Raw genomic sequence first — 21662 nt, forward strand, 5'->3', positions numbered from 1 at the left:
TTTTCTTTTGTTTGTTCGTTTCTTTTTTTTTTTGGTTGTTTTTTTGGTTCCTTCTTGCGGCGTGGCGCCGCCCCCAAATACAGACGGCAAGAGCCCCCTCCCCAACCCTCCCCTTGCCTGCGGCAAAGGGAGGGGGCAATGCATCAGGCGCTCAGCGCTGCCAGCGACTCAGCCTGCAGGCGTTCGTAGATCGCGAACTCGTCGCTGACCGGCGCGCCCAGGGCCTGCTCGAAAGCATCGCGGTTGGCACGCGCGGCATAGGCCCGCTGCTCACCACCACCAAGATTGGACTGGAAAATACCCGCCGCGCTCACCGGCAGGAAATCCTCATAGATGATCGGATCAGCACTGGCCAGGCCGCGCTCGATCAACACTTCCGCCGGCAAGGCACGGGTTTCCGCATCAGCGGCAAGGCCCGCATCGGTCAGGCCGTAGCGGTAATAACCCAGGCCTTCGCGGCGCAGCGTTGCATGGTCATCAGGGAACGCGGCGAACGCGCTCTGCAGGCGCTGCATGTAGTCACCACCGGCACTGCCTTCGCCGCCGCGTGCCTGCGCAAGCAGGGCGTCATACAGGTCACGGCCCTTCGGCGTCAGCGCGAGGCCGCGCTGTTCGATTTCACCAAAGCGCGCGGTATGAGTACCGGCGTCGTTGTCCGCGCCGGAGGGGAAATGCACCAGTTCCTCCAGCGCCTTGAAGCTGGTCTGGCGCAACAGGATGGCGCAGTCGCGGCGCGGCGGGCCTTCGATCACAGCCTTTGCCGCCAGACCACGCGCATGCATCGCCGCCTGCGCGGCATCGATGTCCAGCGTGCGCGGGGTGAGGTGGTTGATATGCGGCCCACGGAAGCTGACCACGTCGGCGACCAGACGATGCGCGCCATGCAGGGCGTGATAGGTCTCCAGCGACACGGTGGCTTCGTTGTGCCAGCGGAAGGTCTCCAGCGACTCAACGACGAAGCGCCAGGCATCGTCTTCGCTCAAGCCACCATCGCGCTCGCACTGCTCGATCAGCTGCAGCGCGCCAGCGGTGAAGATGTTGCGGCGGGCCAGGATCTCGGCGGCCTGCTCGCGCAGTGCGGCGTCTTCGATCAGCTCCAGCCGCAGCAGCGAGGTGAACACGCGGAAGGGGTTGCGGTTCAAGGACTCGCCATCCACCGGCCGGAAGGCAGTGGAATGCACCGGCACGCCGGCCACCGACAGATCGTAATAACCCACCGGCTGCATGCCCATCACCGCGAACAGGCGGCCAAGCGTGGCCAGCTCCTGCGCGGTGCCGACGCGGATCGCGCCATGGCGCTCCACGTCCAGGCGCTCGCGCTCGCCGCTGCGCTGCATCTGCGCAGCCAGCTCCGGTTGCGCGGCCAGGACGTCGGCGTTGATCGCGCCAACCAGTTCCACCAACGTGCCGTACAACGGCACTTCGGTGCGGTACATATGCGACATCGCCTGCGAGAACAGGCTGCGGATGTGATCGGGCGAAACGAAACGGTCGGCGGTCATGACAAAGCGCTTTGACGCGAAATCGAAGGAACGCCATTTTCGCCCGGAATCGCCCCCTGCGCCTATCTGTACGGCAGCAAATACCGCCGCGGGTTACTCCGCAGCGCTTTTGCGCGCTGCCACCTCGCGCTGGGCGCGGTCGCCGAGCTGACGCTGCAGCAGCGGGTCCAGGGTTATCGGCCGGTCCCAGTGGTCGAAACTGGCGACGATGGCATGGCGCAGGGCGCGCCAGCGCAGGTTGTCCGGTGGCGGTTGCAGACCGGCCAGCACCTCTTTCCAGCTCGCCTCCGGCTGCTGTGCGCGGGCCTTCACCGCGGCGCGGCAGTTGCTGCCGTTGAGCTTGCCCCAGAAGCAGGCCAGATAGACATCGCCGGGCTTCCAGCCATGGTCCTGCAGCAAGGCCTGCACATAGCCCGGGCGGGCGCTGGCATAACGCGCCAGCTCGTCGACGAAGGCTTCCGGGTAACGCGCGGCATAGGCGTTGATATCGGCCAGCTGCTTGTCCACCCAGGCGTCACCGGTGGCCGGCGCGTAGGCCTCGGCCACCGCTGCCGTTGCCGGCTGTTGTGCCAGCAACGGCAGTGGCAACACGGCAGCTGCCAGCAGACCAAGTCGCAGCAGCAAGGCTGGCCGACGCAGGTGTTGCCGGGAGCTGGCCGCGCTCACCTCAGTTGCCTTGCGCCGCTGCGGCCTGCGCGGCGACAGCGCGCACCGCTTCCGGCCACTGGTGAGCGGTATCGGCGTGATGCAGGCGCGGTTCTTCCGCGGAGACACCATGCTCGGCCTCGTGTGCCCAGGTCATCGCGTACGGGGTGTGGATGCCCCAGCCGCCCAGACCCAGCACCGGCTCGATATCCGAGCGCAGCGAGTTGCCGATCATCACGAAACGCTCGGCTGGCATGTTGAACTCGGCCAATACCTTGGCGTAGGTCGACTGGTCCTTCTCAGAGATGATCTCGATGCGCGGGAACAGATCCAGCAGGCCGGAACGCTCGATCTTCTGCTCCTGGTGGAACATGCGCGTCTTGTATGTTACTGATTGTGCGATCATTTTATAGTACAGTTCCGTAATCGGGGCAAATCAAGGGCAATCTCGTGGCACGTCCTTCCAAGGCCGTTATGGCCGCCAGGGCCAAGTCCAAGGCGCTACTGGCCCAGGACTGGCAGTCATCCGTTCCCGGCGTGTTCTTTATAGCCGTTGGCGAGCCTCGATGGGCTGCGCGTATCCGGTGGCAGAAGGACAATGCCGTTTATCGCGACAAGACCCACGTCTGGAAGCTGTCCATCAGCCCCAAGACCGGGGGCTACACCGAGAAAGATCTGCTCCATTGGCAGAGGCAGGCGGAAGCCTGGGCCGAAGCCGAATGGCTTGCGTTGGACAAGTCCGGCAAGCAGTTCTCACGAAGCGCCCAGGCCAGCTCATGGACGCTGAAAGCCCTGCTGACGAAGTACCTGGAAGGCCTGGACGACGGCTCGATCAAGTATCGCTCATGCGCCTCGGATCGCTCTCGCGTGCGAGTCCTGCTGGGTATCGCCGAGAAAGGCGCCAACGCCCGCAACAAAGCGTTCGCTCCCGTGCTGGGCAAGACGATGGACGAACTGGTGCCCACTGACTTCTATACGGAGCACCCACGATCCCATCCCCGGTCCATCCTGCTCCACTACAAGGGCCGCAACGGACAGCCACCCAAGAACAACGCCTGCATCAAGCTCATCCAGACCATCCGCACGGTGATGGGCCATGCCATCCGTGAGTGGGGGCTGGACCTGGAACTGACCAAGGTGCCATTGCCGCCAATCACCAAGGATCCCGGTCGGGACGAGACCCTGACCGATGAAGAGTTCGGCTGGATCATGGACGAGATGAAAGAATGCGATCAGGCCACGCGGGACGTGGTGGTGATGAACCGCTACTCGGCCATGCGTCGTAGTGAGGCGGTCAAGCTGGACTGGGAGCGGGTGACTTCGGACAACACTGCAGCAAAGCTCACGAACACCAAGAGCCGCCGGGTCAACGGCAAAGACCTGCCGCGGGAGCGCACCGTTCCTTTCGTCCCTGCAGTGGTCGAGATGCTGGCGCGTCGCCGCGAAGCCAGCGATACCCAGACCGGCGCCGTGTTCCTGACTGCCGCTGGCGCCCGTATCTGGCCAGACGCCGTCACGAAGGCCTGGGAGCGCGCACGCAGGCGCGCCGCCCGAAAACACAACCGACCGGACCTGCTGAACAAGCGGCTGCACGATCTGCGGCACACCCGCATTACGGAGCTGGGCGAGGACATGCCCGTGGCCATGATCGCCAAGATGTCAGGGCACGATGACTTGGCCTCCTTCATGAGGTACTTCAACCCGAAATCGGATGCCATCCGGCGCAAGATGGCGGAAGCCGACCGCAGGCGCCTGGCTTCGGGCGGCACCGGAGGACCGTCGGCGGTAGAGACGGCAGTGGCGGTGTTGTCGGAGCTGTCGCCTGACGAAATGGCCCAGGTCATGGCTGTGTTGTTTTCCAAGAAAGTGGCCGCTTGACCTACTGCGTCCTTTCCACACTCTGATAGAGCGGCGGGCCCACCTCGCCCTCGCCGCAGGGTCTCTATGCGGCCCCACCCCCGGTTCGCCGGGGGTGTCTTGTTTGGGGTTGCCAGATCACGCGCCCCTCTTACCGTGAAGGAATGCCGACCTATTTCCGCGTTCCTTTCAACGACAAGAACCACGCCAAGGCATTAGGTGCCCGCTGGTGCCTGGATCACGAACTCTGGTATGCGCCGGATGGCTTGCCTACCGTCGATGCAGCGCTGGCCGAGCATTGGCCCCGGATCACGCCCCTGCCGCCTGTGGAAATCTTTCCGGGCGAGGATCGGGCATTCGGATCCGGCACCAAGTTGGCGGTAGACCTGATCCCCACCACTTGCTGGTATACCCATGTCCGCTCATGCGTTGAACCCAACGACTGGAAGCGGATCAGCCTGGGCGTAAAGCTGCGGGCGGGCCGCAAGTGCGAGCTGTGCGGGACGACGGCCAACCGGGAACAGGACATCCACCTGGAGGCTCACGAGCGGTTCGATTACGTGGACGGCATCCAGGTCTTGAAGCGGCTGGTCTGTGCCTGCAGCCGCTGCCACCACGCCATCCATTACGGTCGAGCCGAATCCTTGAACGAAGAACAGGCTGCCCGCGAACACCTGCGCCTTACAAACGGCTGGGACGACGTGACCCTGGACCAGCACCTGCGGGAGGCCAACACGCTGTGGAAACAGCGCTCAGGCCAGCAGTGGGCGCTGGACCTATCGATCATCGAGAACGCCGGCATTGCGGTTCGACTGCCTGACTCCGACAAGCGGGCCGAAAGGGCCGTCCACTTCAACAAGGTGCGGTCGCCCGGCTCCACGCTGGACGAGTTCCTAGCCGCACTGGGATTTCCGGAATGAGCCAGTGGGTGCGACGAACCCACTTCCAGAAGCGCACCCGCCACCTCTACGCGCTGGTCTTCGACCAGGAGCGGGCCGTGTACATCGGCCAGACCATCAACCCCAAGCAACGCGCAAGCCAACATCGGACCGCAGCCGGCGGTTGGCTGAGACCCCACCGAATGGTGGTATTGGAAGCGATCGAAGGCACCTATGCAGATGCCGAAGAGCGCGAGTACGTGTGGCGGTGGGTCGCCCACATCAAGGGCTGGAGGGTCTATATCCAGCCGCCCAACGTGATGGTGGATTTGGGTCGGCGCATGGGGCTGCTACGCCGCCTGGAAGCGTGGCGGACGCTCATTACCAAGGGTTGGAAGGTCCAGCGAACGGCGACCTCTACGGGGATGACTGCCCTACACTAGCCTCAACTCATCATATCTCGCAGCCCAATGGAAGCCAGGCTCATTCATGTTCTTAGGCTAATCCGATCTGGAACTAGCAAGTTCGAGCCCAAGGATGGCACGCCGGAGGAGATCAAGAGGTTCCAGCCCATCGCCAACGCTTTGGTGCATGCCAAGGACATGGGCTACATCCGCGATGCCATTTCAATCGTTGATGCTTGCAGCGGGCAAAGATACTTCACTGCCGTCATTACGACTGGCGGTCTGACATACCATGGCGAGGAAGCCTTGGCTGAGGAGATTGGCCCTGGAACGCTGATTGAGCAGCTTGTCGATGAGATTGCTGCAAGCGACAACAAGTCAGCCTTGCGCAACAGCTGGGACCGAGCCATTGGGCGGAGCAAGAGTGATCCCATGGGGTCGATCACGGCCGCCAACAGCTTTCTTGAGTCCGTGATGAAGTGGATCGTCGAGCAAAACGGTGAGCCCGTTCCCGAGAACCGAAAGAAGCTGTTCGAGCTCACAGTGAAGCTGGTAGGTGATGGCCTTCCAAGTGGCCAGGACTCTGCCATTCTGGCGCACTTCGATACGATCATGCGGGAGATCGGTTCTCTCCGAAGCAAGATCGGAGATGCACACGGATCTACCTCAACCGCCCGCCCTCCAACTCCGAGCCAAGCCCTGCTGAGCGTGAACATTGCCGGCTCGCTGGCCCTGTATCTGCTGGACTCATTCGAAGAGCAGAACCGCTAGTCACCATACGCTCCAGGCTACCGCTGCATCCCCTGCTGGCGACGCAACACCTGGTCGTAGTCCTGCTCCATTGTGGGCGGGCGGACGGTGGCCCGCTCCTGCCACAGCCCTTCCTGCGTGGCATTCTGCTTCAAGTGATCGACGCCCAGCTTGTTGCGGATCTGGTCCAGCTCAATCTCTGAGCCGTACATGCGGAAGCGCCCACCCTTGAGTCGGGTGAAAGCCACTAGGGCCGACTGGTTGTCCATCATCTTGGGGTTGGCGAACAGAAACACATCATCGACGCCCTGCCCCTGGGCGTCGTGGACGGTGCGGCAGTAGCCTGCCGCCAGATGGCTGTACTCAGCCGTATCGACCGCCACGGCGAAACTGGGCTGGCCGCTTCGGACCACCCTCAGGTTCAGTGCCAGAGACCCCTTCTCTGTTCGGCTAAGCCCCTCCACCGTGGCCAAGTCGCCGTTGTTCACGCCTAAGGCGCTGTCGTTCTTGGTGAAGCGCACGCGCTCGCCTAGGGCCACGCTCATGTCGAACTCGCGATCACCATGCCGCCCGAGGAACGTATGGTCTTCCCCGGCCAGCTCGTTGCGTGCGCGTAGCTCTTGGCGCACCCGGAGCGTCAACGCCTGAATGTCGGCGTGGTCGGAGGCCATCAGAAGCTTGTTGTCGAAAGCGTAGTGGCTGTTCAACCAGTCGGACACGCAAGCGTCCATGGCTTGGTCGCGGGTGTCGAACCCATCGATGCAGCCGCGGTCCTCCAGCTTCTCGTAGATCGTCCTGCTCTTCTCGAACACCTCGCCCCTGGATTTGGGCCCACGGTTGTCCAGGATGACCCGGCCGCGTTCGTCTCGGTCGTAGAGCAGGAATGCGATATCGCGGTCTTCGGCGTTCTTCTGGCGCCTGATCTCGGTCAACTCGGCCTGCCCCAGCTTCTCGGAGACCAAGGCCATGCCCGACCCGGCGCCAATGGGCTGGAGCTGCTTGGTATCGCCTTGAAGCAGGAGCTTTCCGCCTGCAGCGTCTACATAGCGCATGAGTTCGCGCACTTCCCAAGTCGGCACCATGCCGGCCTCATCGAGCACCACCACTGATTTGCTGGTGAGCGCTGGCATGCTGGCGGACAGCGGCTTGCCGCCTTCCAGCCGGGACAACAGCTGCTTGATGTTGACGCTTTCCATCCCGGACTCTTCTTGCAGCTTGCTGGCGGCCTTGTTGGACACGCACACGCCGATCAACTGCTGGCCGTTGGCCTCGAACGCCCGCTTGTAAACATCGGAAATCGTGGTCTTGCCGCTGCCTGCCACACCCGCCAGTACCGCATGCCCGCCGGAGTCCGAACACAGGTGATACAGCCCGCTGGTTTGCTCCTGGGACAGCGTGAAGCCCTTCTCCTGCTGGTAGTCGGCAATCGCCTGGTCCAGTACGGTCTTGGACACCTGCACGGTCTGGTCGTTCTTTCGCTCTTCGGCTCGCCACACCACTTCTTGCTCCCAGTCCACGACTTCGGACCATGCGAAGCGCGTCTCGGTGTAGCGCCGCGACAGGATTTCGCCCTGGTCCATGGCGTGCTGCCGCTCGGGCGCGATCTTGACCATGGTGTCTCGCAGCCGCTGCACGTCCTCCTGAATGGCTTGGGGACTGTCGCCTGCTCGCGCTCGGAAGACTTCCCACTGAATGTCCGCGTCGGTGACCACTGCTTTGCTCTCGTGGAGCTTGGCCATGATCTGCTCATCGGTGCGGCGGGGCGCCTGCACGTCGGGCCGCCCCAGGTAGTGCTGGATCTCAACCTCCACGCCTTGGCCCTTGATCGACTCCTGCCACTGGGCAAAGAGCTGTTCGGGCTCGGGTTCGTCCTTTGTCTTGCGGGTCTGGCGCCAGGCCTGGTCGTGGGACATGCCGGCGGCCATGGCCTCGTAGATCTGGCGCTGCCGTTCGGAGAACATCAGCTCGGTGTCGCGGCTCACACCAGCCACGCGCCACGACCGAATGCCGGTGTCCTGCCCTTCCTTGTTCAACTGGGCGTCTTGCTCAATGCCGAAGCCCAAGCGGCGCATGTTCTCGGCCAGATGGGACTGGTAGACAGCGTCGGCGGCCTTCTGGTGGCGGTACAGCTCGCTGCTCTCGAACGTAGCCCACTTCCCATCCTCGCCTTGGGCCACGCCGAACAGAATATTGTGGGTGTGGAGATGGAACCCGTTCTCTCGCTCGGTGGTGTGGTCGCATGACACCCAGATGGGCCCGTTCACACCGATGTAGTTCTTGCTGCCCTTTCCGCGGCGCGTTTCGATTGCGCCTGTCAGCACCTCCATGGCCTTGTCGTTCGCGTCGCGGTGCGCTGCCAAGATCGCACCGCGCATCTCTGGATCGGAGATGGCGAACATCATGGACACGGACTTTGGGGGACTGAGCTTGCAGTCGTACCCCACCTGGTGGCCACCCTCCCACTTCGTGATGGGCTGGCCGTTCTTGTCCAGGCGAGGCTGGCCGTTGCGGTCGAGCTTGACCTTCTGCTCAGGCAGCACGCCCGCGTTCTGGCACAGGGCAGTCTTCTGGCCGTCAGGGGAGTAGCCGGCGGCCAGCTCCATCATCTGTTCCTTGGTCACGGGCTTGTCGATCAGGTCGAAGTAGGCCGCTCCGTGGCCACCCCAGCGCAGAGTGTCCTTCTCCATACCTTTCTGGCCGACGTAGTAGCTGGTCAGCCGCTTGGTCTGCCACGCATAGTCAAGCATGGCGTCGCCGTACTTATTGTGGCCTTGCGAGTTCAGGTCTTTGACGTTGAGCATGGCTTTCAGTGTCTCGGGAATGCGCGGTTTGGCAACTACATCCGCCGGACTAACGCTCCAGACTGGCCGCTCGTTCGCGCCACGACAGACCCGCTCAACTGGGTGAGCCGGGCCCGGGTGTGGGAAACAAGGATGTCCAGCACCTCCGATAGGTCCTCGAAGTACCCCATGTGGTTGTCCAGGCCCAGGCTGTCTTCTGCGATCTGGCGTCGGACGGCATCCACGGGCCGATATCCTTCACGGTGGGCAAGCTCGGGATTGGCTCCGGCGGCGAGCATTGCCCGCACCACCCGATGGTGCCCGGTGACAGCGGCTAGAAACATCGGCGTTCTGCCCTGTTTATCTTGAATGTCCACAGCGCATCTCGCTTTCAACAGACAAGCTACCTTCTCGTCCACGGGCTTGTGCCAGAACGATGAGCCGCTGAACATCGCCTCATGGAGCGCTGTCCGCCCTGACTTGTTCCGGGCATTGATGTCTGCGCCGTACTCGATCAGGACACGTAGAACCTGCACAGACTGCGACGCACTCACCTCCGGGCCGATGGCGTAGTGGATAGGTCTCCGCCCTTCGATGTCGCTTCCATTGACCGCGACACCCGCATGGCACAACAGCCGCACAACGCCTTCATGACCACGTTCACACGCCAAGTGAAGCGCGTTACGGCCTTGGATATCCGCAATGGTCACGTCAGTTCTTTTATCAGCCAGCAGGGCATGCAGATGGTCGAGGTCTGACGCTTTCTGCAACACCGCTAGCAGAAGCGGAGTCCGATCGAGGAGATCCGCGGCTCGAAAGCACGCATTAGGATCTGCCCCGTCACGCAGGTGCTGACGGAACTGCGGATACGGCAATAGATGGCCGGTGGGAGTGAACAGCGACATGGAAGGCCTCGGGGAAGAAGGACCCTTCCATGGAAGCAGTCAGGCTGATTTCGGCAACCCCTGATCTTGCGAACTCAATGGTGAAACAGGTTCTCGATCTCTTCGCCCGAGTACGTCTTGCCCATGGGCTTGTCCGCCCACGTGCTCATCATCTTGTCTTCGGGGCGCTCGGGTTCCAGGCCCGCCGGCCGCTGCGTCCACCGAGCGGGCACTTGGCCAGGCCGTCGGTCTGGCAGCTTCTGTCCGGGGAAGTCCAGCATCAGCACATCGCCCCCCTGCTGGACCAGGGCGCGGATGATGAAACCCGGATCGTTTCGCTTGGCGGGGGAGAAGCGCCACCACCAGCGCTCGGTCTTGCGGAAGCCCAGTTGGTCGGTGAACTGCGAGGGGTACACCACGGGCTTGCCATCATTGGACAGGCGGGCCCCGGGGCCGTGATCCATGCGGGCCACGTTGTTGCTCCCCATCAGGCGTGATAGCTCGTCGCGCGTTTCACCCATCTGGATCTGGCAGATCACATGGGTGCCCACCATGCCTTGTAGCGCCTTGGTCAGGTGTTCACCGTACAGCGATGGCGCGCGCAGCTGCGCCAGGTCCTGGGTGGCCAGCACGCACACGCAGCCCTTGGAGCGCCCCTTGTCCACCAGTGGCTGGAAGTTGATCTTGCCAATGGACGCCAACTCATCGAGGAAGAAGCCCAGGAAGCGCCCCTCTTCGTTGTCCGGCAGCTGGGGCGAAATGATGGCAGGCACGGCCACGTTGACCATCGCTGCGATGTAGGCCGAGACCAACCCAGCGTCGGGGCCGCTTTGCAGGATGACCTTCTTCGGGCCGTCGTACCCATCCATGGCCCAGTCGGTGATTGAGAACAACCGCCGGCCCTTCAACCACGTGGCATTCCATGCGGCTTCTTCCTTCTCTCCTGGCCATGGAGTCTCGGGCGTCAGGTCCTTGCCCACCTCATAGTCCGGCCAGGCCCGCGCCAGATCGTCGATGACGCGGGTATAGCCCTGCAGGGTGGCCAGCACGTTGAAACTCGTCTGGGAAGTGGGGTCGGAAATCAGCCCATGGGCCTTGCGGTAGTTCCTGTCCAGAACTGGGGCCATGTCCTTGGCTTTCATGGACACACGCTGCGCCAGATCCGTCCAGGTCCACCTCTGGGGCTTTTCGTTTTGCAACGACAGCACCACGCCCAGCAGAATTTGTCGTGCGGCCTGCGTCCAGAACTTGCCGCTCCCGCTGTCTTCCGGGATCAGGCTGTCGGCGAACGCGGCGGCCTGCGTGGCAGTGCGGACATCGCGGGCCACCCACCACACCCGACTGCGGCGGTCGAATGGCGAGCAAATCGACGCGGGCAACCGGCTCGTCAGGTCGCCTTTGACATCGTAGATCAGGCACTTCGCCTCGTTGTGCCGGAAGACCTGCCGCAGCAGCGCCAGCAGGATTTGCGTCTTGCCGCTGCCGACTGAGCCGTACATCAGGATGTGGCGCGACAGCTGCTTCTTTGACAGCCACAGGTCGGGATGCAGATACATGCCGAACGTGTCGGCTTGGCGTTTGGCTTCGGAGGGTGAGCGTCGGCGCGCCTCGCGGACGGCCTCTTTCCCTTCCAGGAGCTTGGGGCCAGAGACTACCCACTGGTTGGCGCGCGGAATAAGCCCCGTCCACGCCAACCCACTACCCGCTGCCAGTCCTACGGCGGTGGCCACGGCCAGCGTAGACCAGTCGGACAGCCACTGCGGGTTGTCGATCTGGGAGTAGAAGGCAGGATCCAGCGTCAATGCGCGGACGGTATCGCGCATGCCCATCCCCCACCCCGCAACGGGGAAGAAACCTACCGCGCCACCCAGCAGGCCATAAGCCAAGCCCAGGTCCCAGCGTCGAACTGGAACCGATGGGTCGATGTGCTTGCCGGGTGGGCCGAAGGCGTCGTAGATGGGGGGCTTCATGCCCAACAAGATGGCGAGGACAGTCGCCCTGTCCAGCGCCAGATCGCGAACGGCTACGGCTTATCGCCGTCCCTAATCAGCTACCGCCTACTACCGGCGCGTTCGCTCCAGGGTTGCCATACACTGGATCCGCGCGGCAGTACCAAGAGCGTCATCACCGAATCGTACTCGTTTGCGCTGATCTTCATCTCGCGCAATGACAGATCCGCTGGCGCGTGCGGAAACCAGGTGCGAGCCGAAATCTCCACCCCGCCCCGCTCATGATCCACGCCCTCGTTTGCTGCTAGCGACGTGTCCGGAATAGGGACGGTCTGGCTTCGGGTTCGATAGAACGCGCCATTCTTGAGCGCTGGCGCACTTGAGTATGCCCACCGCATGAACCCATCGCGATGTACGACTAGGACCGCTTGGGTTTCTGTGTAGCGAAGCCAGCGCAATGCTGCAGCTGTCAGTGAAACGCCATAGCGGCTCGCGCATGAGCCGATTCCATCGAAGTCTGCCGAGCCCGACATCTGGTCACGAAAGTCGTTCAAAGGCATAAGCAGGGTCGATGCAAAGACATCTGCCTGTGCTTCGATCGTAGCTTCGTCACTTTCCAGGTTGACCACATCCTTCTCGGCGCAGGAGAAGGACTCTTGCTTATGCCGATGCAGGAGGTAGTGCCCGAGTTCGTGCGCCTGCGTGAAACGGATGCGACCTTCGGATCGGATCTTGTCGTTGTAGAGCAGCATCCACTCGCGACGATCTTCGCCCGGGATCAGCGCCCCCTCGAACCTCTTGATGTCCGCGGCACGCACTTCAGTGATGGGATCTTTGCCGCCGAACTGGTTGGCTGCATCTTTGGCCAGCGCAACAACATCGATCGGGAACCGCTGCGTGCCGTGATGGGCGGCGAACAAGTCCAGTACACGGGTGAACTTGTACGCCGCCTTGGACGCCGTTAGCGGATCGGTCATCAGGAACGCTTCCGGAACGATTCCACGATCATTCGAATGCGTTCCCGATCTTCCTTCTCGAGATCCTTGTAGTTGCGGAAGAAGGCCTCGTTCAGATGCTCTTCCTCTGGCACCTCTTCGTCGCTATCCAAGAAGTAGGAAACAGGGCGCCCCAGGACCTTCGCCAAGGCATCAAGCTTTTCAGCCGATGGTCGGGGCGATTCCTTGTTCTCCAGCTCCCATAGGTAGCTCTTGCTCATCCCCGCTGCCAGTGCCAAGGCATCCAAGGTCATTTGCTGCTCCTTCCGGAGCTGTCGGATTTTCTCGCCGAGACGGGTCGCCATGGAGCTGGTAATGATTCGGGAACGACGAAATACTACTACACCGAACTTTCCGTTTGACAAGTCCGAACCCCGCTGCCAGAATCACCTTGTTCGGTCTACCGGACAAAAAGACCCTGTGCGGCCAAAATGGATTAGCAATCAGCTTCAGCGAGTGCTAATCTTGTAGGAACGTGAAAAGGCCCGGCGCTGAGACCGAGCCCTAGAAGTTGTAGTTCAAGCTCTTTTACAACCTAGATCTAGTGGTCGATGTCGAAGATCGACCCTAAGACCCAAAACCACGCTTGCACGGTATTCAGCATCGTGTGGTCTTACGGGAGGAGCGACTGTCCGCCAAGACAGTCCGGAGAGTATAGCTATTGCTCTCGAAAACTGTCAACAAGACGCCCCCTCCTGTGAGTTCTCGGTTGGATACCTCCAACACGAGGGCTACGGCCATGTCGAATTCGACTCCGCCGATCTACCCCCATCGTCCAGGTTACAGGCTGATTTTCAGGCCTGTGATCACCCTGAGGAACGGCAAGAAGCTGCATGCCGCATCCAAGGGGCTGAAAGCCTGGCCGATCTGGGTACGCGAAGACACCAAGTAATCGCGTAGGTGGTTGGGCAGCAGGAATGCTGCCCAACCATTGGAAGGCGGAAATGGCTGAGCCCCATCACACCACTTACAAGGAGACACTCATGGCTACCAATCCACCGAAAGGTGACGGGCATCGCAACGGCGCTGTCCGCAACCGTTCCCAGACCCAGACGCCCTCGGGTCACTACGTCAAACGAAACGCCGACACCGGTCGTTTCATGGACGTGAAATCGGACAAGCAGCCCTTCAAGGGCGTTCGTAAGGAAAAGTAAGCCTGCGGCTTACGAGAGAGGGGGGCTTTCGCCCCCCTCTTCTTTTTTGGGCTACCACATCGCCAAGGGCCAGCGCCCGCCTGCCAAGCTGGCAAACAGGGGGGCCTCCTGGCTGAACCACACCAGGTCTGTTCGCACGGGGCAGAACCCATCAGCTTGGATGTCGAAAAGCGGGTTCAAGGCGTCGGACGCCTCCGGCTTCCATTCCGGCTCGGCGGGTAGCTTGGGTTGCCATGGCCAGCGGAAGCGGTGGCGGGCCTTGCTACCGGAGCAAGACGCGATGGCCTCCGCCAACCCGGCCTGGTCACCCTCGATCCACAACACCGCATTGTCCAGGCCACGCTCGTTCAACTGATCCATGACGGCGTACGAGACGGCAGGACACCCTTCGGAATGTCCTGCCCAGCCAGTTCGGACATAGCTGGCCGGGTGAAGCACCACCGCCCGCTCCCGGGCCGCGTCGTTGAAGCCGACCATCAGGCCGTCCAACCGACGACGGGTGCTGCCGTCCTTTGTGTTCCTGTAAGACTCAGATACGGCGTACAGCCCTACGCTGGTCATCAGTGAGCCGGGCGTGTTGGAGAAAACGGATGCCCTTCCTGAGCGGTCAGGATCAGAGCCGCGGCCGTGCGCCACTTCGGTGCGCAACACCACTTCGGACGTGCGCGGGTCGATAGCCCACAAGCGCTGGGCCGAACTGGGCAGGCGCATGTCGGCGACGATCAGAAGCGTAGGATCGCGCCCCAGCTTGCGGGAGCACTCCAATGCCTGCTGGGCATGCGCGTGCGTGGTGCGCGACATGCCTTCGATGTGCTTAGGCACCTTCGCCTGGGCGTAGCCGCCGACCATCAGCATGGCGATCAACGTGGCCCGGGCAATCATTGCTGGTACGTCCGTCGCTGGGTTTCAACTTGGGCGGGCGCCTCCTGACGCTGGCCGCGCTCCTGCTGCTGTGCCTCCTGGATCTGGGCGTGGTAAGCGTTCAAAGCCTCCACCCGGGGAGCGGCGTCTTCGCTCCTTCCTTTGCCCATGGCCTGGTGATCAGCCTCGGCCTGCTCGAACCGCTGCTTCACCTGTTCTGCGGGAAGTGCGGACATCTCCTTGTGCAAATGCGCGATACCGTCCTCGGGGGTGGCGAAGTTGGCCAGGGAAAGACGTGTGCGACGGGGAGCTTCCGCGGGGGCGGTCTGCCCTTGGGCCTCCGGTGAGGCCTGCGGCGTCGGCTGAGCCGGCGCTTCCTGCTGCGTGGACGGAGCTTGTTGCGCGGACTGCGCCTGGGCTTGGGCATCCTTCATCTTCTGCTGCTGGGCCGCCTGCCGCTGCTCAATTTCCAGTCCAGCCCGGGTCTGGAGGTAGTCCTCCTTGGCCACCACGTTGTTGCCGGCCTTGGCTGCCCAGGCCTCGTAGTCTCCGCCGTAGCGCTGCTCTGCGGCGTGGAAGAACTTCTGGGTGTTCTCGCCACGGCGCTGCTCCAACGACAGGTCGAACCACTTGTTGTTGGTCATCGCGTGCTGGCCGTAGGAGGGCTCACGGTCGATGCGCCACATGTCGGCCTGATTGGCCTCCCACATGCGCTGCTCTTTCTCGGTGGGTCGCACCAATGCGTCGTTCGGGTTGGACTTGTGGGCGTGGTAGGCCTCGCGATCGTTGCCGCGGAAGACTTCCAAACGCTTCCATTGCTGGTCGCTCTCAGGCGCCATTTCATCGAAGCGGCGCAGCTGGGTGTCGGGGTCAGCAGCAAACGCCAGGTTGTAAGCCCCTTCGTACTTCTTGTAGCGACGGCCCAGGGACAGATCGTTCTCGTGGTTGTTGGACATGGGGGTTCCTTATGCGGTTTCGGTTAGGGCGCTGGACTTGGCGGCTTGAATAGACTTCATGCGACGCCCGAACTCCTTGGTGCCGATGTATTCCATCTTGGCGAAGTCGATCCGGGGATGGCCGGCGCGGTTGATGTACAGAAGCGCGTTGCTCTCCTCCATCAGGTTGCCGGCCAAATCCGTCTTCTCGATGATCGGGCCTTCCTCATACTTGCCGCTGCTGTACACGGGGAAGTAGTTCTGCTCTTGCAGCTCTTCCACCGGGATACGTCGCGCCAGGCCCATGTAGTTCTTCAAGCCTTGGATCACGACCTGCAGCCTGGTCGAGCCACGGCGTGCCATGTCGCGGAAGCGCCAAGCCGACGGGTGGTTGCGGTCGGTGTAGGCGGACGCATAGATCATGTCCACTGTGCGGCTGGTATCCACGGTCTCCTGCACGCTGACCGTCAGCTTCCTCTTCATGGTCACGCCCGCATCCCGCTGGATGTAGTCGTAGGTCTTGGGTGAGGCCTCGAAGATGATCCGCGACCGGAAGTTGTACAAGAACGCGCCCTTGGCATCGTCGCTGGGCAGGATGGTGTCCAGGCTCTCGTAGTTCTGGGTGGCATAGACCATTTGCACACCCATTGAGCGGCCTACGGCGACCATCTTCACGTCGGCCGGCGACACCAGATCCTGGCACTCGTCCTTGATCACAACGACGTAGGACTGGCCCGTCTTCTCCGGCCACTCGTCGCCGTACCGCTCGTTGCGTTCGCGGGCCGCATCGAACACACGCTTCTCGATGAGCTTCTGGATGACCTTGGCAGTCTTGCCGTAGCGGTCTGACAGGTTCAGGCCCACCTTCTTGCCGTACAGGCACTGCAGAACGTCTTCGCCCTCTTCGGTGTGCGACCAGGCCTCGTCGCCGTGGTCCACACCCCCGATCATGCTGCCGCGCAGCTCGTCGTTTTGCATGAAGCCCTGTAAGTCTTTGTCGATGTTCATCAAGAAAGACTGGCGCTGCTCTTCGGTCTTGCCCTGGAACCAGGGCACGGTGAAGAAGTAGATCGCGTTGGACAGCACGCGGCTTTCGTCAGCCAAGTGGGGGTGGATGGACTCAGGCTCCAGCTCCACGCGCTGGTTGAACAGCGCATCGTCCTCGCCTTCCTTCTTGACCTGGAAGCCCAAGTAGTCGAACAGGGCCATGGCCTTGTCGCTGGGGCGCCAGATACCATCAGTGCCCTTCACGCCCGAGCCCAGCGTGTTGATGATCTTGCTGTATGCAGCAGGAGCCCAGCGGTAGGCGCGCCCTGCTTTGAGCTTAGCCATCAAGGTCCGGGCCAAGGTTGCCTCGGCCTTCAAGCGAGCGTTGACGACCGTGAGGTCGGACTTGCTTCGCTCCAACAGGATCTTCTGGGCGACCAACCGCTCAATGCGCAGACCGATCGCGTCAAGCTCCCGCTCGTCTGCCGCGCGGCGCACCTTCTCGTGCGCCACCAATGCTTCGAGGATGGCCGAACCGTAGCGGTGCGCCTGTCCTGCCACCTGTACCCAGATCGATCCTTCGTCCTCCATCGACGCGTTGTTTGCCTCGGCAAACGCCTGGGTGAGCGTGAGTGAAGTCAGGCCCTGGAAGGGCGCGAACTTGATGCCTGGCTCGATGATCAGGTCGTACCAGGGGCGGGTGTCGGCGACCAGAGCCCACTTGCCGTCCGCCACCAGTGCACCGATAGGCATTCCGAGCTGGGCCAGTTCCAGCATGAGTTTGCGGATGGCCTGGGTCTTGCCCTTACCAGTCTTGCCGAACAAGAACAGGTGGGTCTTCAAATCCTCCACGGTCATGCCCATGACCTGGCCGGGGTCCGGGGCCAGCGACAGGTTGTATCTCGCTTGGACGCCTAGCGCTGTACCCAGTGTCAGGAACGGGGACTTGTCGCGGAAGGCGCTTCGGATCTGCTGCATCCGGAACGAGGAAGTCTTGCCCAGCATGTTGGCCGAGCCGTGGACCGAACCAGCACCGCGCTTGGTCATCAGATCGAAGAACGCGGTCCGGGCGTTGTAATTTCCGGCGGTGTAGTACAGCGGGTAGGCACAGGCCACCACGAACCAGCTCAGCGGCTTGACCCAATTCAACGACGGGGGAAGCAGGCCCAGGGCGTAGTTCATCCCGAACAGCGTGCCCACCACCATCAATACATGGGCAACCTTGGAGAACATGGACGACACCGCTGGTGTCTTTCCGCTGGAAGCCAGAGCCTTGGCGAACGCCACAATGGCTCCGATAGTCACACCCCCGATGAGCATGGCCTTGCCGCTGACCTGGAAGGGAACATCCCCCGACAGGCCCGCAGCCATCAGCGGAACGCCACCGGACAAGGCCAGGACCTTGGCCAGGGTTCCCGCACCTTCTGCCTGGTACAAAGCGTAGGCGTGCAGGGCCAGCAGCGGTCCGGTGACTGCCAAGGCCATGCCCGGGCCCACCACGGGGAACTGGGACATGGCGTAGCCACCCGCAAACAGCACCGGGAACGCAGCCATAAGAAAGGACGTGGCCGTACTGTCGTTGCCTCGCACCAGGTCTTCGGGATGGATGTAGCCGTTGGTGGGTCGTCCATCGCGCGTCAAGTGCCAGTTCAGATCCATGGACACCAGATCGGGGGGCGCCTTGGGGAACCAGTTCTTGAATATCCAGCGCTCATCTTCCAGCAGGTTCGGCATGAAGAACTGGCCGGCCTTCTCCACGGCCCCGAGCTCGCGCAACTTCTCGTGGTGTTCCGGCTCGACATTGACCAGGGGCTCGCCCACGCGAATCGGGGCCAGGTTGATCAGGTCTTCGCCCTGTGTGATGTAGTCGAACCGCTCTTGGGCCCGGTCATAGACCCAGGAGTTGCGGCTGGTCTTACCGGCGATGGCCGACTGGCGGCGCAGGATCACATCACGGATCCCGTAGGCTAGTTTGTTGAACAGGTTCAGTGTGTCTTGGGGAATGGCAGGTGCTCGCATGGGGGAAGTCCTTATTTCAGGCGCGCTTCGAGCGCAGCGCCGTAAGTGGGGTAGCAGTGGTAGCGGAAGATCAGTTCATCGACCCAGGTGTGGGAGGCGCCGTCGGCAAGCATCTTGTTGAGCTGGACACCGGCCTTGGTGCAGTCGTCCAGCGACCAGGTCTTGGCCAGCTTCTCGATGTCGGCCCGCTTGTCAGCACACCCCTGCTGCAGGACCGTATAGCGGTCACGCTTCTGGTCGGTCTTGCGGTCCCGCAGATTCGACACCTCGTCAATGCACTTCTGGGCGGAGTAGCCGGCGCTGTCCGCAGCCCACTCCTTCATCAGCGTGTCTCGCTTGGCTGCGTATTCGCGGGCTTCCTCGGCTGCGGCTTCGGCCTTGTGCTTGGCCCACCTGGCTTCAACACCTGACGCCACTTTGTTGACGCCTGCCCCCAGCCCATACAGCACCAGGACCAGGCAGACCGAGTAGAGGAACGCCCGTACGGCAGCCCACTTCTCTTCTTCGTCCCGCAGCTGGGCTGCTTTCAGCTGGCCCACTTCCCATTTGTCCAACCGTTTCTCAGGCAGGCGATCTTCGTTGTGGTTGAACCAGGTACCCACGATCCGCTCGCGCACTTCGATGGGCGCTTGCTTGGGAAGGTCATCCACCTTGGGGCCACCGATGCACAGTCGTCCGTAGAAGGTCAGCAAGTAGGAGGCAAAGAAGTTGCCGGGCTTGCTGCGCCGCAAATGAGGAAATAGAAGTCGAAGGATCATGCGTTGGGGGAAGTTGGGGGAATGATTTCAAGCTAATGCGGAGGCCGATTTCGGCAACCCCTGAACTTGCGAGTTCATAGGCGCTTTTCTAAATCGTCCAACTTGTCCAATGCGTCGTCCTGCCACGTGGGCTTGGGCGCAGGCTGGACAGCGGGCTTCGTGCCCTGTGGCTTCTTCGCCACCGATTTCGGCACGGGTTTGGCCGGGGCGGCTGGTGTGGGCTCGGGGGCCGGTGCTGGCACTTCCTTGGTCTCTGCGATCGGCGCTACTGGCAAGACCGGGGCAGCCGGGGCTTCGACGGGTGCGGGCGCTTCCGGCTCCACCGCCAAAGGAACGACAGGTGCTTCATCGGCCACTGGTCCTGCGACCGGCGCAGGATCCGAGGTGGATACCGACTTCTTGTTACTAGAGCCGTACATCAGCCACGCCACGCTCACTGCCAACACGGCCGCGCCGCCTACCCAGTACCAACGTCGGATGGGAGCAGAACAAGAGACAGTCTCGGCTACGCCTTCAACGCGCGTCGAAGTCACCACTGGAGCTGCGGGCAACGGCACAAGCTCGGGCTCGGGCTGCAGTTCGGGTTCCGGCGCCACCTCGGGGGCAGCTTCGACCTCTACCTCCGGCTCCGGGGAAAGATCGACCGAAGCCATGACCTCTGCGTCGGTGAAGAGTTGGGACGCCTCCTCCGGTACAGCCGGCGCGTCTTCGTGCTCAACCGTGGACACCACTACCGGGTCGGACTCGGACTCAAGTACAGCCTCAGCCACCTCGTCAGCCTCGGGCTCTATGACAGGGGCCGGCCCTGGATATACCGACGGCTGGCGCGAAAGAAGGCCAGCGTTACGCAAGCCATCGGCCAGGTTCGGAACCGCCGGGCGTGCCGGCGGCTGGGGAGGAACCGGAAGGTCGTCCAGATCGGAGAACAGGTCATCCATGGAGGTTAGCGCTCCTCGCCCTCGCCACCCGCAAAGGTCGGGGCAGCGGCTACGTCGGCATAGAGAAGGTCAAGTTCCTCTGGCGTGTAGCCCTGGAACGGAGCTGGATCGGCCGGCAGTTTGACGGGCTGCTCCAAGAAGAACGCACGGATGTCTTCGGCAGTCAGATCCTCAAAGGGAGCGGGATGGGCGGTGAGTTGAATGGTGCTGCGCATGGGGAAGTCCTCGCGAAAGTGACCGGCCTCGCTGCCGAGTCCGGCCAGTGGTGGTTAGGTCAGGTCGGGCACTGGGGTGATGACCAACTGCGGCTTGCCCTGCCCGCACTTGTCGATGGCCTTGGCCGGCGGGAAGGTGTCGCGGGCCGACAGTTCGGTCAGCGGGATCTGACAGGCGTGCATGTCGCGACCTTCGGCGGCAATCGTCAGCGGCTCCTTGGAGCGCTTCGCCAGGGCCGAGATCTTGTCGAGCACGGCGACGGTCTGCGGATCGCGGGCGGACATGCTGGCCGGGTCGTAAGCGATGACCACACTGTCCAGGGCCTCGACCTTCTCGCCCGACTGAGCGGTGGCTTCCTTGGTGGCGACAGTGGCCGCCATGCCGGCGGCCTGCGCCTGGGCAGCCAGTTCGCGGACCTCATCCATCTGCTTCTTGTAAGAAGCTACCGAGCCGACGGCCGCGCCGACCGCACACGCGGCGACGGCCTTGTCCTTCTTGCCCGACAGCAGGGCGACGGCGCCACCGGCAAGGCAGCCCAGCCCACCCGCTTTGAACAGGCGCTTCTTGTCGGTCTTGGGCTTGTCGGGCGCGGCCGTTTCGGTTGGGGGTGAAGTTGCGTCCTGGGCCATGGCCGGAGCAACGGACGTTGCCAGCATGGCTACAACGGAGAGGGAGACAATCAGGTTCTTCATGTGGGCAGTTCCTTGGGGCGGGGGGGAGATGGGTCAGCCAAGCGGCGGGGGTGGACTGGATCGGTACGAGGGTTTGGCACCCATCGCTTGCATGGCTTCGGCCTGGCCGTGCTGCCGGCCGACCTCAACCGCGACTTTCACGGCGTTGATCTGCTGCGAGTTCAAGTCGTTGAGGAAGCGGTGGAACAGCCCGCGAACTTCATCTTGGCGTTCGGCGATGAGGGCGACTGCCTCGGCAACTTTGGCCGCCTCGCCTCGCAGGTCGGCGCGCAAGTCGGCGCGAAGTTCCGTGGCAAAGGCGCGCAGCGCTTCGCGTGGATCAGGTGTGTCCAGCGCTGTGTCGGCAGCGCGTTTCAGGAACGCGGGAAGCGATAGGGCGCGTTCATCGGCTGCGCTCTGGAAGCGTTCGGCCTCGTCGCCCTTTAACCACACGGAGATTGTTTTGCCTGCCACGTTCG

Annotated in this window: 20 protein-coding genes and 1 pseudogene; 5 read left to right on the forward strand and 16 right to left on the reverse strand. The window is 62.5% G+C overall.

The annotated features are described in order from the left end of the window. Positions 1-143 precede the first annotated feature (143 nt). From hglS to ACVOLZ_RS09280, 3 genes and pseudogenes are all read right to left on the reverse strand, one after another. Positions 144-1502 carry a 2-oxoadipate dioxygenase/decarboxylase HglS gene (gene hglS / locus ACVOLZ_RS09270; RefSeq protein ID WP_481515902.1) on the reverse strand — a complete coding sequence of 453 codons (1359 nt, stop codon included), beginning with the start codon at positions 1500-1502 and terminating at the stop codon, positions 144-146. Between the two features lie 93 nt (positions 1503-1595). Beyond that, positions 1596-2168 (reverse strand): hypothetical protein, encoded by a 573-nt coding sequence (locus ACVOLZ_RS09275; protein ID WP_481515903.1) that lies wholly within the window; start codon positions 2166-2168, stop codon positions 1596-1598. 1 nt (position 2169) lies between these two features. Next, positions 2170-2529 (reverse strand): annotated as a pseudogene (locus tag ACVOLZ_RS09280) (HAD family hydrolase); the annotation flags it as partial. A gap of 68 nt (positions 2530-2597) precedes the next feature. Between ACVOLZ_RS09280 and ACVOLZ_RS09285 the strand changes: the two are divergent. From ACVOLZ_RS09285 to ACVOLZ_RS09300, 4 genes are all read left to right on the forward strand, one after another. Then, the gene (locus ACVOLZ_RS09285; protein ID WP_481515904.1) at positions 2598-4025 is read left to right on the forward strand and encodes a tyrosine-type recombinase/integrase; all 1428 of its coding nucleotides are present in this window, start codon (positions 2598-2600) and stop codon (positions 4023-4025) included. 143 nt (positions 4026-4168) lie between these two features. Further along, complete coding sequence (locus tag ACVOLZ_RS09290; RefSeq protein ID WP_414608305.1) at positions 4169-4924, forward strand: DUF5710 domain-containing protein; 756 nt, start codon at positions 4169-4171, stop codon at positions 4922-4924. Continuing rightward, on the forward strand, positions 4921-5325 hold the full coding sequence (locus ACVOLZ_RS09295) for a GIY-YIG nuclease family protein (protein WP_414608304.1): 405 nt from the start codon (positions 4921-4923) through the stop codon (positions 5323-5325). The genes ACVOLZ_RS09290 and ACVOLZ_RS09295 overlap by 4 nt, the downstream gene beginning before the upstream one ends. A 27-nt stretch (positions 5326-5352) precedes the next feature. Beyond that, entirely contained in the window at positions 5353-6057 is a 705-nt protein-coding gene (locus tag ACVOLZ_RS09300) for an abortive infection family protein (protein WP_481515905.1), read from the forward strand. Positions 6058-6074: 17 nt separating this feature from the next. Here ACVOLZ_RS09300 and mobF read toward each other — a convergent pair whose 3' ends face one another. From mobF to ACVOLZ_RS09325, 5 genes are all read right to left on the reverse strand, one after another. Further along, entirely contained in the window at positions 6075-8837 is a 2763-nt protein-coding gene (gene mobF / locus ACVOLZ_RS09305) for a MobF family relaxase (protein WP_414608302.1), read from the reverse strand. A 35-nt stretch (positions 8838-8872) separates the two neighbouring features. After that, on the reverse strand, positions 8873-9721 hold the full coding sequence (locus ACVOLZ_RS09310) for an ankyrin repeat domain-containing protein (protein WP_481515906.1): 849 nt from the start codon (positions 9719-9721) through the stop codon (positions 8873-8875). Between the two features lie 74 nt (positions 9722-9795). Then, entirely contained in the window at positions 9796-11670 is a 1875-nt protein-coding gene (locus tag ACVOLZ_RS09315; protein WP_414608300.1) for a type IV secretion system DNA-binding domain-containing protein, read from the reverse strand. A gap of 80 nt (positions 11671-11750) precedes the next feature. Next, a complete protein-coding gene (locus ACVOLZ_RS09320) occupies positions 11751-12626 on the reverse strand; it encodes an ImmA/IrrE family metallo-endopeptidase (RefSeq protein WP_414608299.1) in 876 nt (291 codons plus the stop codon). Further along, a complete protein-coding gene (locus tag ACVOLZ_RS09325; protein WP_414608298.1) occupies positions 12626-12949 on the reverse strand; it encodes a helix-turn-helix domain-containing protein in 324 nt (107 codons plus the stop codon). The genes ACVOLZ_RS09320 and ACVOLZ_RS09325 overlap by 1 nt, the downstream gene beginning before the upstream one ends. A 678-nt stretch (positions 12950-13627) precedes the next feature. Here ACVOLZ_RS09325 and ACVOLZ_RS09330 point away from each other — a divergent pair. Beyond that, entirely contained in the window at positions 13628-13798 is a 171-nt protein-coding gene (locus ACVOLZ_RS09330) for a hypothetical protein (protein ID WP_180890675.1), read from the forward strand. Between the two features lie 51 nt (positions 13799-13849). On the opposite strand, the gene ACVOLZ_RS09335 is transcribed toward ACVOLZ_RS09330, so the two are convergent. The 8 genes from ACVOLZ_RS09335 to ACVOLZ_RS09370 form a co-directional block, all read right to left on the reverse strand. Next, positions 13850-14680, reverse strand: a complete 831-nt coding sequence (locus ACVOLZ_RS09335) for a murein L,D-transpeptidase catalytic domain-containing protein (protein WP_481515907.1) — start codon at positions 14678-14680, stop codon at positions 13850-13852. Further along, positions 14677-15615 (reverse strand): hypothetical protein, encoded by a 939-nt coding sequence (locus ACVOLZ_RS09340; RefSeq protein WP_414608286.1) that lies wholly within the window; start codon positions 15613-15615, stop codon positions 14677-14679. The genes ACVOLZ_RS09335 and ACVOLZ_RS09340 overlap by 4 nt, the downstream gene beginning before the upstream one ends. 9 nt (positions 15616-15624) lie before the next feature. Continuing rightward, positions 15625-18600, reverse strand: a complete 2976-nt coding sequence (locus ACVOLZ_RS09345) for a TraM recognition domain-containing protein (protein WP_414608285.1) — start codon at positions 18598-18600, stop codon at positions 15625-15627. A gap of 11 nt (positions 18601-18611) precedes the next feature. Then, positions 18612-19331, reverse strand: a complete 720-nt coding sequence (locus ACVOLZ_RS09350; protein ID WP_481515908.1) for a hypothetical protein — start codon at positions 19329-19331, stop codon at positions 18612-18614. A 101-nt stretch (positions 19332-19432) separates the two neighbouring features. Continuing rightward, positions 19433-20296, reverse strand: a complete 864-nt coding sequence (locus ACVOLZ_RS09355; RefSeq protein WP_414608283.1) for a hypothetical protein — start codon at positions 20294-20296, stop codon at positions 19433-19435. A 5-nt stretch (positions 20297-20301) separates the two neighbouring features. Further along, positions 20302-20511, reverse strand: a complete 210-nt coding sequence (locus ACVOLZ_RS09360; protein WP_414608282.1) for a hypothetical protein — start codon at positions 20509-20511, stop codon at positions 20302-20304. A gap of 54 nt (positions 20512-20565) precedes the next feature. Further along, on the reverse strand, positions 20566-21204 hold the full coding sequence (locus ACVOLZ_RS09365; RefSeq protein WP_481515909.1) for a hypothetical protein: 639 nt from the start codon (positions 21202-21204) through the stop codon (positions 20566-20568). Positions 21205-21237: 33 nt separating this feature from the next. Further along, a complete protein-coding gene (locus tag ACVOLZ_RS09370) occupies positions 21238-21657 on the reverse strand; it encodes a hypothetical protein (RefSeq protein ID WP_414608280.1) in 420 nt (139 codons plus the stop codon). Between the last annotated feature and the right edge of the window lie 5 nt (positions 21658-21662).

The organism is Stenotrophomonas sp. STEN020 (assembly GCF_056760195.1).

Bases quoted from the DNA above. Each gene is read 5' to 3' on its own strand.
- hglS (WP_481515902.1), bottom strand. From the start codon at position 1,502: ATGACCGCCGACCGTTTCGTTTCGCCCGATCACATCCGCAGCCTGTTC.
- ACVOLZ_RS09290 (WP_414608305.1), top strand. From the start codon at position 4,169: ATGCCGACCTATTTCCGCGTTCCTTTCAACGACAAGAACCACGCCAAG.
- ACVOLZ_RS09295 (WP_414608304.1), top strand. From the start codon at position 4,921: ATGAGCCAGTGGGTGCGACGAACCCACTTCCAGAAGCGCACCCGCCAC.
- ACVOLZ_RS09300 (WP_481515905.1), top strand. From the start codon at position 5,353: ATGGAAGCCAGGCTCATTCATGTTCTTAGGCTAATCCGATCTGGAACT.
- mobF (WP_414608302.1), bottom strand. From the start codon at position 8,837: ATGCTCAACGTCAAAGACCTGAACTCGCAAGGCCACAATAAGTACGGC.
- ACVOLZ_RS09310 (WP_481515906.1), bottom strand. From the start codon at position 9,721: ATGTCGCTGTTCACTCCCACCGGCCATCTATTGCCGTATCCGCAGTTC.
- ACVOLZ_RS09315 (WP_414608300.1), bottom strand. From the start codon at position 11,670: ATGAAGCCCCCCATCTACGACGCCTTCGGCCCACCCGGCAAGCACATC.
- ACVOLZ_RS09320 (WP_414608299.1), bottom strand. From the start codon at position 12,626: ATGACCGATCCGCTAACGGCGTCCAAGGCGGCGTACAAGTTCACCCGT.
- ACVOLZ_RS09325 (WP_414608298.1), bottom strand. From the start codon at position 12,949: ATGGCGACCCGTCTCGGCGAGAAAATCCGACAGCTCCGGAAGGAGCAG.
- ACVOLZ_RS09330 (WP_180890675.1), top strand. From the start codon at position 13,628: ATGGCTACCAATCCACCGAAAGGTGACGGGCATCGCAACGGCGCTGTC.
- ACVOLZ_RS09335 (WP_481515907.1), bottom strand. From the start codon at position 14,680: ATGATTGCCCGGGCCACGTTGATCGCCATGCTGATGGTCGGCGGCTAC.
- ACVOLZ_RS09340 (WP_414608286.1), bottom strand. From the start codon at position 15,615: ATGTCCAACAACCACGAGAACGATCTGTCCCTGGGCCGTCGCTACAAG.
- ACVOLZ_RS09345 (WP_414608285.1), bottom strand. From the start codon at position 18,600: ATGCGAGCACCTGCCATTCCCCAAGACACACTGAACCTGTTCAACAAA.
- ACVOLZ_RS09355 (WP_414608283.1), bottom strand. From the start codon at position 20,296: ATGGATGACCTGTTCTCCGATCTGGACGACCTTCCGGTTCCTCCCCAG.
- ACVOLZ_RS09360 (WP_414608282.1), bottom strand. From the start codon at position 20,511: ATGCGCAGCACCATTCAACTCACCGCCCATCCCGCTCCCTTTGAGGAT.
- ACVOLZ_RS09365 (WP_481515909.1), bottom strand. From the start codon at position 21,204: ATGAAGAACCTGATTGTCTCCCTCTCCGTTGTAGCCATGCTGGCAACG.